This is a genomic window from Tannerella sp. (assembly GCF_030528505.1).
GTDB lineage: Bacteria > Bacteroidota > Bacteroidia > Bacteroidales > Tannerellaceae > Tannerella.
In genome coordinates this window covers 1-13006 of sequence record NZ_JAUMYS010000037.1, presented here as the reverse complement: position 1 = coordinate 13006, position 13006 = coordinate 1, and the positions used below count along the sequence as shown (strand labels likewise).

Below are 13006 nucleotides of genomic sequence, written 5' to 3'. Positions count from 1 at the left end.
TTAACCGTCTTTTGTTAAAAATGCTTCGATTTTTTTGACTGCGTGATGGTAAGAGGCTTTTAAGGCCCCAACCGACGTGCCAAGCACCTCGGACATTTCCTCGTATTTCATGTCTGTGCCGTACTTCATCGTGAAGACGAGCCGCTGCTTTTCGGGGAGCCTGAGAATCGCCTCCTGAAATTTAAGTTCCAATTCATCCCCATCGAAATAGTCATCGCTTTTCAGGGTTTCCAGTAAGAAGACATCCGTATCATCGAGCGAAACGCTACGGCTGGCTCGCTGCCGGTTCAGGAAGGTAAGGCATTCGTTCGTGGCAATCTTATACAGCCACGTTGAAATCTTGGCTTCGCCCCGAAAATAATCGAGGTTCGACCATGCTTTCAGGAAGGTGTTTTGTAGAATATCATTGGCGTCTTCGTGCGAAAGCACCATCTTACGGATTTGCCAATATAATTTTTCGCCGTATGCTTCAACCACCTCGGCAAACGCATCCCGCTGGGTCTCCGGATTACGAAGACGTTTCGTTACCTCTTCTTCCTTATACAGTCGGATCGACATCTTTTTCACGGCGTAAAGATACATATTTTCGTTCGTACAAGATGGCTTAACACAACTCGATTCGTTAAGAATTGATAATTCCACAAGCAGATAATCAGGGTTTCCGTATCTTTGCCCCGCATTTTTTAACATTAAATAATTCATATGAGAGCAAAAAAACGATTGAATGATCAACATGCTTTCCGTTTCAAACGATTTGTGCGGAAGGCGTACAGTGCATTTAACAGTATGCACAAGGTAGTAAACATCGGGGTGCTGACAAGCAGTATGCTGGCTTTTGCCCATCTGTCGCCCGTATCGGCACAGCAAGGAGCAGGTGCAATAGCCGAGAAGATGCCCGAAGAAGAACTGGATGAGGTTACGGTGACGGCCTCACGTATCGAGACACCCCTTTCACAGTCGGCACGGTTGGTAACGGTCATCACGAAAGTGCAGATCGAACAGGCACCTGTCCAAAGTCTACAGGAACTACTGGCCTACGCTGCCCACATCGACGTGATTCAACGAGGCGGGCACGGTGTTCAGGCCGACATCTCCATTCGCGGCGGATCAGCCGATCAGACCGCCATCCTACTAAACGGCATCAACCTGACCAATCCACACACCGGACATTACAACCTCGACCTTCCGGTCAATCTCTCCGACATCGAACGTATTGAAATCATCCACGGCCCTTCGGCACTGATTTACGGCTCAGGCGCTTTTTCCGGAGGGATCAATATCATCACCAAAAAAGAAATCGACGCACGCGTATATGCCAATGCGGAGGCAGGGATGCATAACCTGTGGCGAGGCGATGTACGCGGAGCAACCCAGATCGGGCGGACGAAAAACAGCCTCTCGGCAGGCTACCAGTCGTCCGACGGATATATTCCTCACAGCGACTACCGGATGTATAACCTGCTTTGGCAGACACGCTGGAATGCACGCGAAAATGCATATCTGGACATGCAACTGGGATACAACAACAAACACTATGGCGCCAATACGTTTTATTCGGCCAAATTCCCGAATCAGTACGAACGGACAAGCGCTTACATGGCCACGCTGAAAGGTTCTTTCGGGCAGACGCTACGCGTAATCCCCATCCTCTACTGGAGCCGTCACTACGACCAGTTCGACTTGATTAAAGACACTCCTAAAGGACGTAATTTCCATCGTGGTGACACGTATGGAGCTAACCTGATTTTTCAATATACTTCGTGCATCGGTACGACGACATTGGGAGGTGAAGTGCGCCGCGAAGACATCGTCAGCAGTAAGTTGGGTCAGCCACGTGTTCATCCGGAAGGAGATTACACGAAGTATGACGATCGCACGACGAGCAGCGTAACACTCGAGCACACGTATGCGACGAGTCGTTTCTCGCTTTCGGCCGGTGCACTGATGAACTACAACACGTTGACGGATGCCGTCCGTTTCTATCCGTCGGTCAGTGCGGCATACCGTCCGGCAGAAGGGCTGAAGATTGCCACGACATGGAGCCAGTCAACCCGCATGCCGACCTTTACCGATTTGTATTATACGCAGGAGACGCATCATGCCAATGAACACTTGAAACCTGAACGATCGGAGTCGGTCGACTTGGGAGTGACGTACGACCGTCCGCTCGTAAGCGCTTACGTAAAAGGCTTCCTGATGTGGGGACGCGATATGATTGACTGGGTGCGGACATCGGGCGACGCGAAATGGGCGTCATGGAACCTGACGGAGGTCGATAAGCAGGGCATGGAAGTAGGTGCCACATTACGACCGGGATACCAATGGCCGGCACTCGGACATTCGGAACTTTCGATCAGCTATGCACGTATGAATCAGACTGCTGATTCGAAAGGACTGGAATCGAAATATCTGCTGAACTATTTGCGCGACAAGCTGACGGTGCAACTGCGGCATCCGATATTCCGGAATTTTTCGGCCGCATGGCATTTCCGGCTTCAAAAACGAATGGGAAGCTACCGCCGGTTTGAGGGGGGCGCCGATGCGGGACTACATCCCTATCCGGCTTTCTCGGTACTCGACCTGAAGCTCAACTATAAACTTCGGAACGTCGACCTGCATGTGAGTCTGAACAATCTTTACGATACGCAGTACTACGACGTGGGTAATGTGCCTCAGGCCGGCTTTTGGCTGATGGGAGGCGTAACGTACCGGTTGAAGTAAAAGTCCAAACAGCCACCCTTTGCATCAGATGATGGAGGGTAGCTGTTTCTATCATTTAATCCTGTTTATCAGCCCATCAACAGCGACATGCTGAAAGAAGAGGGCTTCACAAAACCTGCGAATGGACATTATCCCCGACTCCCGCACGGTTACGCTTTCGTTCACGCTTCGTTTGGGAGATTTCAAATCTTCGGAAAGACGTATCGATTCGTCAAGATCCGGAACGCAGTGACACTCTTCAAAACAGTCCTACCCTCTGTTTATTCGGAAATCCCTATCTTTGTCTTTCGAATAGTTGACAGTTTGCAATAAACGTGACGATCGGCGAGCGTAACATCATGTATCTTCCGGGAGTAGGTCCGAAACGTGCCGAACTCCTGAAGAAAGAGGTCGACGTGGTCTCTTTCGAAGACTTGTTGTATTATTTTCCTTACAAGCATATTGACCGTAGCCGGTTCTACCGGGTCAGCGAGATCACAGGCGATATGCCTTACATCCAACTCAAAGGACGCATCGTCTTTTTCGATACAGTCGGCGAAGGGCGCAAAAAACGACTAATCGGTAAATTCACGGACGACACCGGCACCATCGATCTGGTCTGGTTTCAGGGGCTTAAATATATCACCGACAAGTACCTGCCGGGAACAGAATACATCGTTTTCGGCAGACCGAAAGCGTTTGGCCATTCGGTGAGTATCTCTCATCCCGAGATCGATCCGGTGGAAAACGCGCCACAGGTGGCCAGCGGACTGACCCCTCTTTACCATACAACCGAGCTGATGAAAAAAGCGTTTCTTCACTCGCGAGCCATCCAAGATCTGCAATATACGTTGCTCTCGACGCTCGACTGGCAGATTCCGGAAACGTTGCCCGAATCTATGGTGACACATTTTCAGATGATGTCTGTATCGGAAGCCATCAAAAATATCCATTTCCCTGAATCGGCACAAAAATTGCAGGCGGCGCAGCAACGTCTTAAATTTGATGAACTCTTTTACATTCAGCTCAATATCCTGCGCACAGCAAGCCTTCGGCGAAACAAGCTCAGAGGGGTTGCCTTTCGGAGGGTGGGCGATGCCTTTCACACGTTTTACCGCGATTACCTGCCGTTCCGACTGACCGGTGCACAGCAGCGTGTTTTGCGTGAGATCCATACCGATATGAAGAGCGGGCAACAGATGAACCGGCTGTTGCAGGGTGACGTAGGCAGCGGCAAAACGCTCGTTGCGCTGATGACGATGCTGCTTGCCGTCGACAATGGTTATCAGGCATGCATGATGGCTCCTACGGAGATTCTTGCGAACCAGCATTGGGTTACGGTAAGAGATTTTCTGAAAGACATGCAGGTGCGTGTCGAGTTGCTTACCGGTTCGACAACGAAGAAACAGCGCAGCACGTTACTTCCGGCCGTTGCTTCGGGCGAGGTCGATATCCTGATCGGCACGCATGCCCTCATTGAAGAAACGGTCGTTTTCAAAGCTCTCGGCATGGCGGTAATTGACGAGCAGCATCGTTTCGGCGTGGCACAACGCTCGAAGCTGTGGGTAAAGAATCAATTTGTTCCTCATGTGCTTATCATGACAGCTACGCCCATCCCGCGCACCTTGGCCATGACGCTCTACGGCGATCTGGATGTCTCTGTCATCGACGAGTTGCCGCCCGGCCGCAAACCCATAAAAACCGTCCATCGTTACGATACGAAAAAAGCGGAGGTATATGAATTTCTGCGGAGCGAAATCCGCAAGGGACTGCAGGTTTACGTGGTCTATCCGCTTATCGAAGAAAGCGAGAACCTCGATTACAAAAATCTCGAAGAAGGCTTCGAGACATTCAAAAAAGTATTTCCCGAATACCGGGTGTGCATGGTTCACGGCCGAATGAAAGCGAAAGAGAAAGATGCCGAGATGCAGCGCTTCGTGCGCGGAGAGGCACAGATACTTGTGGCAACGACCGTTATTGAAGTCGGTGTCAATGTCCCGAACGCTTCGGTGATGGTCATCGAGAGTGCCGAACGTTTCGGTCTTTCTCAACTTCACCAGTTACGCGGACGCGTGGGGCGTGGAGCAGAACAGTCTTATTGCATCCTGATTTCGTCGTATAAGCTGAGTAACGAGACACGCAAGCGACTCGAAATCATGGTTCGAACAAATAACGGTTTCGAGATTGCGGAGGAAGACCTCAAACTACGTGGCGCGGGCGACCTTGAAGGGACGCAACAAAGCGGCGACGGCTTGTTTCTGAAAATCGCCAACCTCGCCCACGACGGAGAAATCCTCCAACGCGCGCGTCGGACGGCGCAAAAAATACTCGACAACGACCCCGACCTGACCCAACCCGAACACAAGCTGCTCCGCGATCGGCTCAGTTCGCTTTTCCGTCGGAAGATGAACTGGGGGCTAATCTCTTAACCTGGCATTTTTGATAAAACACGAAACACGCTATTGCTCAGTCGAGCCATAGCTCAGGATCGAGCTTATGCTTTTCTTTCCATAACTGAAAGTGGAGTACGGTCTCATTATTGTTCTCCGTATCCGTATAAATTTTTCCGATACTCTGACGGGTTGTCACGTTGTCACCGGCTTTTACATAGACATGACTCAAGTTGCTGTAAACGGTCAGATAGTTGCCATGTCGCACGATGACACTGTTGTTATAGCCCGGAACGACGAAGACGCGTGTCACCACGCCATCAAAGACGGCACGAGCCTCTGTTCCGCTCGTCGTCTGGATATCGATGCCGTTGTTATTCGTACGTACATGCTTGAGATCCTGATGCTGGTGTTCTCCGAAAGTGGAGATGATGCGATATTTCCCGTTGAGGGGGAAAGGTAGTCGACCGCGGTTCGAGGCAAAATCGGCCGAAAGTTTCTGTTCTGCTTTCGTCATCGCATATCCGCCGCTACTTTCGGCTTTCCGTTTTCCATTCGATGCTTTGCCCGATTTTTTTACTTCTTCGGCAATCAGTTTCTCGATTTGTCGATTCAACGCTTCGGCCTGGCGTCGCTTTTGTGCCAACTTTTGCCGCAGGTCTCTCTCTTTTTTGTTAAGCTGCTGTACTTCCGCTTTCTGTTCCGACTCCTCCTGTTGTAGTTTCCGGCTTTCCTCCTCGCGAGCATCGAGCAGGGCCACTTTGTCCGTACGTGTCTGCTCCAGTTCTTCCCGTTTTTTATCCAGCTCTTCCTGTTTTCTGACAATCAGTAACGCCTGCATTTTCTGCCACGACGCATATTCGCGCAAATAGCGCATCCGGCGGAACGATTGGGCGAAGTTATCAGCAGAGAGTACGAAGAGCAACCGGTGTTGCGATGCGCGGCGCGTATACAGATTCCGCACCAGTTGGGTATATCGTTCTTTCCGATCATTCAAATCTCTCTCCAATACGGTCAATTCACGCGTAGCATCAGCGAGCTGATTGTCGAGTACAGCGATCTCCTGATTGAGGAGACTGATCACTTTTTTCCGTGCGATCACCTGCTGCGATATCAGGTGCAGGCGGTTGAGCGATGTCTGAGCTGAGGCACGCGCTTCGTTAAGCAACAGAGTTGTCTGTTCAATTTCGCGAAGTGCCGCTTTCCGCTGCGCTTCGAGCTGCCTGAGCGTATGTGTCTGTGCGGTTACACGAGCCGCGCAAAGCAGCATGGCAAGGTAACCGACATACAAAACATATCGTATCAGGCGTATGCGTTTCATTGAGACAGAGCCTTGAGAATTTGTTCCGGAGTTACTCGTTCATACCCTTCGGGAATGATAAATTTCAGGTCGACAGGCGTGTTAATTTCGACTTTATTAAATCGTATCGATAACTTATGATCACGCAAGGACGCGAGCATCTCCATCGGGAAAAGTCGCCCTTCGACGGTACGGAAATTCGTATAATCCCACATGAGGGTATGCTTGTCGGCATCCGTGATTTCGGTCGTACGAAGTTTGGCCTCGTTATCGGCTAAGAAACGGTACTGTATACCGGTTGCATCAGACGTTTGAAGACGATAGCCGGCGGGTATCCGCTCCCAGCCGAAGCGGCCACGGTCGTTTAAGGTGACAGCCTGTTCACCAGGCAAAAAGAGGCGGTTGGTGAGGAGCGCCTGCAAGTTTCCGAAGGTAAAGTCGAGATGTTTGCGGGCTTTCAGGTCGGCGATGGATTCGGCAAAGTAGCGCTTGTTCATTCGGTCGATCGCCTTGACACTGTCCCGGCTCACTTCGAGTCGGAACATCTCAATACCGAGGAAGGGTTGAACAGAGATTTGCAGTCGGTCGTCTTGACGCAGTTTGAGTTGCGCACGCGAACCAACTTCTTTTCCCGAAGCGGGGGTGAACTCGAATTGTATTTTAGCCGAAAGCGTATGGTAGCGAAGCGACTGCTCGTCGAGCGTACGAAAAAATTCCGTTTCGGCTTTCAGTGCGGGATCCGTTTCACCTGTAAACTCTTTCACCGTCCGACATCCTGAAGGTAGCATACTCAGGACGATGCACACATACATCCATAACGATCTAAGTGATATTTTTTTATTCTTCATTCGGGTCTTCAATATATATTTCTTCTGCTATTTTGCGTTTCAATATTTCCGTGTCTTTGCCCAACTCTTTCGCCTTCTTCCATTGCTCCAATGCTTTTTCCTTATCGCCCATCATATAGAGGATGTCGCCATAATGATCGACGAGTTCGGAACTGTTCGTCGTATCTTTTTCGAGCGCACTGCGGATGTAAATATGCGCGAGCGTATAGTTCCCTTTCATAAAGAAGACCCACGCATACGTATCGAGATACGTCGGGTTATTCGGCTCCAGTTTGATACATTGGGCGCTCATCCGTTCGGCCTTATCCAAGTCTCGTTTACGAAGCGTCAGGAAATAGCTGTAGTTGTTTAGCACGGGTACATTCTTATCGTTGTATTTCAGCGCTTCTTCATAAGCGCTGAAAGCCTCTTCCACCTGTTTCATCTGATAATAGATGTCACCGATTTGACCGTAAAAGTCGGAGCGCAGCGGTCGATTTTCTTCGGGTATCTTGGCCAGCCCTTCCTGATAGGTCTCAAGTGCCTTCTGATAATCCTTCTGCTGGTAATATGCGATACCGAGGTAGAAATAGTATCCCGGCGCTTCGGGAAAAAGTTCCTGACATTTCCGGCAGATGCGGATGGCTTCGTCGATATTTTCGGCACGGAAGGTTAAATTAAGGAGTTGCTGCCAGGCCGATTCATTGTCGGGCTCCATTTCGGTAACCAGCCGGTATTGGAATTGTGCCTCATCCGTTTTGCCTTGCATCGCCAGCAGACTGCCGTAGTGAAGTTTTAGTTCCGTATCTTCGGGGTGTTGCTCGAGCAAGGTCTGAAAAAGTGCGTTGGCCGATTCGGTACCGTTCCGTGACTGTTGCAGTTGACCGATATAACGTGCCAGAATCCCCATCTTTGTACTTACGTCAAGATCTTTATTTACCAAAGCGGTACGTATCTGCGCCTCGGCAGCCTCATGATCCCCCACCTGCTCGTAATAGTTAGCCATCGAAACCGTATAATATGGGTTCGATGGGTCGATACCGTGCGCCTTTTGGTAATATTCGTATGCTTTTACCGTATCGTTCTGCTGGAGGTAGAGGTCGCCGATCAGGATCGGATATCGCGCATCCGAAGGATATTTGTCGGCCAGTTTTTTCAGTTCGCCGAACGCTTTTTCCGGTTCTTCAATCTGCATGTACAGCTTGTATTTCTGCGTCGAGAGCGCTTCATTCATCCCGACGGCATTCTCCAGATCATTAAATCGGTCGATGGCCTCGCCGATCTCGCCAGCCTGTGTCAGCGCCTCGGCGAGATAATAATTCAGCTCTACTTTACCGGGGTAGGTCTTTACAAGTTCGCGATAAATCTCGGCCGCTTCGCCATACATGCCGATGTTGAGCGAGAGGGAAGCAAGCGCTAATTTATAATGGAAGTTGGAAGGAGCATACGCGACTGCTTTCCGCAGAAAAACGGCGGCTTTCTCAGGCTGATTGAGCTGCAGGTAGAAAGCCGAGAGTTCGTAGAGAGGTGCGGCTGCCGTAGAATCCGTTTGGAGGCAGTGATAAAACATTTCGTACGCAGCGTCATATTTTCCTTCGTTCTTCAGTTTCACCCCTTCGTAGAAAAAGTAATCGACCTTGCGCTGTATGGCTGCGGGCGATGACGTCTTACGGGGTTGGGCATGGGGCGCGGCCGAGAGTATACCCGCATACAACAGCAGGATGCTCCATAAAACGACAGGCCTGTATTTCGCGCCTATCAACCCCATTCCATGCAAGATGTTTCTTTTTTTATTCAAGAGATACCCCTCCTTTACTTTATTTCCTTCCCGTATGTCCGAACCCTCCGGCGCCTCGTTCCGTTTCGTCGAGTATTTCTTCGAGTTTCCATGTCACATGTGCATGAGGGGCAATGACCATCTGGCAGATTCGCTCGCCATCGTTTATCGTAAACGGTTCGTTCGAGAGGTTGACCAGGATAACGCCGATCTCGCCGCGATAATCGGCATCGATCGTGCCCGGCGTGTTGAGCAGCGTGATCCCGTGCTTAAGCGCCAGTCCGCTGCGCGGACGTATTTGCGCCTCGTAACCTTCGGGCAACGCAATAAATAAACCTGTAGGAATCAGTCTGCGCTCAAGCGGACGAAGCACAATCGGCTCCGGCAAGTTCGCACGCACATCCATCCCTGCCGAAAGAGGGGTTGCATACTGCGGCAACGGATGGTGAGAAGTATTGACAATTTTGACTTTCATGCTTTCTGTTCTGTTTGCCGGGCAAAGGTAGAAAAATTTGTTGAGTTGTCGTTTGATAATTGTTAATGAGAACGTAAAAAACGAAAAAGCCTTCCCAGTCCGAAAAGGCTTTCTTTCGAATATCCGGCTGCGTCTTACGGAAAGAATAGAGCATCCCTTCGGGGCTTACAAGAACAGAAAGCCCGAACGAATGCTTCGCTCCTGACCTTTTCTGTTTTAAATCTTCCGATAAACCTGATCGAACGGCACACGAAAACGTTCGCCCCAGACACCTTCGGGCAACCGCACGCCGCATGAAATGATCATATTGATCTCCGTGCCGCGTGGCAGCTTCAGAATACGTTTTACCATACGACTGTCGAAACCTTCCATCGGACACGTATCGTATCCGGCATCCGACATGGCAAGCATAAACGTCTGTGCCACGAGACCGCACGATTTATGCACCACCACACGTATATCGCCTTCCGAAACCTGACGCACCATAGGACGGAAAAGCCCAAAGCACCATGCCAATACTTTGCGTAATGCTCCGAGCAGTCCGAAGCATCGGGCATAGAGGAACGGCATGATCCGCGTATAATACAACTCCCATCGTTTAATACGTTTTGCTTGACGAGGTGACGGACTATTGCGTGCGACATTTCCACGTTCGAACGTGAGCGCCTCTTGGGCGCGTTGCCGGTATAAATCCTGTCGTGTGACGAAGACGACCATCTGCTTCGCGGAGCTCGCCGCCAACTGTCCGAGGCAAGCCTGCGAGAGTTTTCGCAGCGTCTCCGGGTCGGTTACGTGATATGCCTCCCACAATTGCATGTTACTGCTCGTCGGGGCAAGCGTGGCCAGCAGAATACAGCGTCTGACTGTTTCGGGATCAATCTCTTTCGCCGGATCGTACTTACGTACCGAACGGCGATGGACAAGTATTTCTTCGAATGTCATCTGTTTTGCGTTTTGATATCGTTTTAAAAAAAAATAAGAATGCCGCGCACTTTGGGAAAAGAGGGTACGGCCATTTATCGTACAACCATTGACGAGGGATAATTGTTCTCGTCACGCAGAGAAAACGATGCCTTACAAGCAATTTTTATGCCGATCTGAAATTAATTATGTATTTTTGAACTTTAAATTGTTTTGGTTTACGTATGCAGACTCTCTTTCCGAATCCTCCTTTTTCGCTGGGTATCGACTCCGATACGCAAGAGAAGATCATTGTTTCTGTGATCATTATCTTGTTGGTGTGGCTCGTACGGCTTATCATCCTGAGGCTGGTGTGGAAGACCACGAACAATCACAAGAGTCGTTATTTATGGAAACGAATCATGTCGTTCGTGGCTCCGACGACAGTGATTATTCTGATCGGGATGGTCTGGGTTAACGCTTTTCATCACGTAGGTACGTTCCTGGGATTACTCTCGGCCGGGATCGCCATTGCACTCAAGGATTTGTTGGAAAATATGGCGGGATGGCTCTTTATCATGATACGCAAACCGTTCACGGTAGGCGATCGTGTGCAAATCGGCGAAGACAAAGGAGACATCATCGACATACGGCTCTTTCAATTCACGATTCTCGAAGTCGGTAACCGTATCGATGCCGAACAAAGCACGGGACGCATCATCCATATCCCCAACCGACGGGTGTTCACGATGCCGCAAGCTAACTACGATCAGGGCTTCAAATACATCTGGAACGAGGTACAGATACGCATCACGTTCGACAGCGACTGGACGAAAACGAAAGAGATTCTGTTGCAAATTCTCAACAAATACGGAGCAGATGTCGTACAATCGGCCGAGGAAGGGCTTTGCGAGGCAAGCAAAATGTATTACGTGCACTATCAACACCTCACACCGATTGTGTACCTCACGCTCGTCGAGAACGGTATTCGCCTGACCGGGCGCTATCTCTGTGAACCGCGAAAGATACGAAGCACCGAATCAGCCATCTGGGAAGATATCCTGACGGCCCTCGAAGCACACGACGACATCCGGTGGGCTTACCCCACACAACGGTTTGTTTCTTATCATAGGGCACCGGATATTCCGGTCGACCGTCGGGACTTTCCGGTAAAATAACTTGTATTCTTATGAAATGTAACATAGCTGATTTTGAAATCATGGCCCCTGCCGGTTCGTACGAATCGCTGATGGCAGCCATTCAGGGAGGCGCCGACTCGGTGTATTTCGGCATCGAGGGGCTGAACATGCGCGCCCGATCGTCGAATAACTTCACGACGGACGACTTGCACAAGATCGCTTCGATCTGCGATGAACACGGCGTAAAAAGTTATCTGACGGTGAACACCGTCATTTACGACGAAGACCTGCCGCTCATGCGCACCATCATCGACGCGGCGAAAGAGGCCGGCGTCTCGGCGATCATCGCGGCCGATGTCGCGGCGATGGCCTACGCCAACAGCATCGGGCAGGAAGTACACCTATCGACCCAACTGAACATCTCGAACACGGAGGCGCTGAAATTCTACGCTCGTTTTGCCGATGTCGTCGTGCTTGCACGCGAATTGAACCTCACGCAGGTACGCGCCATCTACGACGCGATCGGCACGCAAGGAATTTGTGGCCCGAAAGGAGAACCGATCCGCATCGAGATGTTTTGCCACGGTGCGCTCTGCATGGCCGTCTCGGGCAAATGCTACCTGAGCCTCCACGAAATGAACGCTTCGGCCAATCGCGGCGCCTGCATGCAAATCTGCCGGCGCGGATACACCGTAAAAGATCGGGAAACGAATATCGAGCTCGATGTCGAGAACCAATATATCATGTCGCCCAAAGACTTAAAAACGATTCATTTTATGAATAAGATGATGGACGCGGGCGTGCGGGTATTCAAGCTCGAAGGTCGGGCACGCGGACCCGAGTACGTACACATCGTCACATCGTGCTACAAAGAAGCCGTGCAAGCGTATTGCGAAGGAACCTTCACGGACGAAAAGATCGCCGCATGGGACGAGCGACTGAAATCGGTCTTCAACCGCGGCTTCTGGGATGGTTATTACCTCGGACAGCGGCTTGGCGAATGGAGCAGTCATTACGGGTCGAGCGCTACGAAGCGCAAAGAGTACGTCGCACGAGGCATCAAGTACTTTTCCGGGCTTGGCGTGGCCGAATTCGAGATGGAGAGCGGAGAACTGCGCGTGGGAGATGAGATTCTGATCACCGGCCCCACGACAGGCGCGTTGTTTCAGACCGTCGAAGAGATACGCGTAGACCTGAAACCTGTTCCGTCGACCGTGAAAGGCGAACGCTTCTCGATCAAGACAGCCGAACGTATCCGCGCTTCGGACAGAATGTATAAAATGGTACAGGTGGAACGAAAAAAATAAATCTGCGTAAAGATTTATCTCCCGCAATTTGTTTCTAATAAATCTGCGTGAAGATTGATTTCCCGCAGATTGATTAGTTAAAATTCCTTTCGGAATTTATTCTACACAATTTGGGTGGTTAAAATTCCTGTAGCGATTGATTAGCCGCAGCGATGGATGGTTAAAATTCCTTTCGGAATTTATTCTACACA

General features: G+C 50.4%; 10 protein-coding genes. 4 read left to right on the top strand and 6 right to left on the bottom strand.

Features of this window, described 5'->3' with window-relative positions; genetic code table 11:
* Window positions 1–552, bottom strand: coding sequence for an RNA polymerase sigma factor (locus Q4A89_RS07190; protein ID WP_303184599.1), 552 nt, complete (start codon window positions 550–552; stop codon window positions 1–3).
* A gap of 234 nt (window positions 553–786) precedes the next feature.
* Here Q4A89_RS07190 and Q4A89_RS07185 point away from each other — a divergent pair, with 234 nt between their 5' ends.
* Window positions 787–2721: a TonB-dependent siderophore receptor gene (locus Q4A89_RS07185; RefSeq protein ID WP_303184577.1), complete on the top strand. Its 1935-nt coding sequence runs from the start codon at window positions 787–789 to the stop codon at window positions 2719–2721.
* Between the two features lie 338 nt (window positions 2722–3059).
* Window positions 3060–5129: an ATP-dependent DNA helicase RecG gene (gene recG, locus Q4A89_RS07180; RefSeq protein ID WP_303184598.1), complete on the top strand. Its 2070-nt coding sequence runs from the start codon at window positions 3060–3062 to the stop codon at window positions 5127–5129.
* Window positions 5130–5166: 37 nt separating this feature from the next.
* Here recG and Q4A89_RS07175 read toward each other — a convergent pair whose 3' ends face one another.
* The 5 genes from Q4A89_RS07175 to Q4A89_RS07155 form a co-directional block, all read right to left on the bottom strand.
* Window positions 5167–6411, bottom strand: a complete 1245-nt coding sequence (locus tag Q4A89_RS07175) for a murein hydrolase activator EnvC (protein WP_303184575.1) — start codon at window positions 6409–6411, stop codon at window positions 5167–5169.
* Window positions 6408–7238 carry a DUF4292 domain-containing protein gene (locus Q4A89_RS07170; RefSeq protein WP_303184573.1) on the bottom strand — a complete coding sequence of 277 codons (831 nt, stop codon included), beginning with the start codon at window positions 7236–7238 and terminating at the stop codon, window positions 6408–6410. Before Q4A89_RS07170 ends, Q4A89_RS07175 begins: the two co-directional genes overlap by 4 nt.
* Window positions 7228–8985, bottom strand: a complete 1758-nt coding sequence (locus Q4A89_RS07165) for a lipopolysaccharide assembly protein LapB (protein ID WP_303184571.1) — start codon at window positions 8983–8985, stop codon at window positions 7228–7230. Before Q4A89_RS07165 ends, Q4A89_RS07170 begins: the two co-directional genes overlap by 11 nt.
* Window positions 8986–9034: 49 nt before the next feature.
* Window positions 9035–9469 (bottom strand): dUTP diphosphatase, encoded by a 435-nt coding sequence (gene dut, locus Q4A89_RS07160; RefSeq protein WP_303184569.1) that lies wholly within the window; start codon window positions 9467–9469, stop codon window positions 9035–9037.
* 216 nt (window positions 9470–9685) lie between these two features.
* Entirely contained in the window at window positions 9686–10411 is a 726-nt protein-coding gene (locus Q4A89_RS07155) for a nitroreductase family protein (protein ID WP_124752080.1), read from the bottom strand.
* 203 nt (window positions 10412–10614) lie between these two features.
* Here Q4A89_RS07155 and Q4A89_RS07150 point away from each other — a divergent pair, with 203 nt between their 5' ends.
* Together Q4A89_RS07150 and Q4A89_RS07145 are read left to right on the top strand one after the other, a co-directional pair.
* Window positions 10615–11547 (top strand): mechanosensitive ion channel family protein, encoded by a 933-nt coding sequence (locus Q4A89_RS07150; RefSeq protein ID WP_303184567.1) that lies wholly within the window; start codon window positions 10615–10617, stop codon window positions 11545–11547.
* An 11-nt stretch (window positions 11548–11558) separates the two neighbouring features.
* The gene (locus tag Q4A89_RS07145) at window positions 11559–12815 is read left to right on the top strand and encodes a peptidase U32 family protein (protein ID WP_303184565.1); all 1257 of its coding nucleotides are present in this window, start codon (window positions 11559–11561) and stop codon (window positions 12813–12815) included.
* Window positions 12816–13006 lie beyond the last annotated feature (191 nt).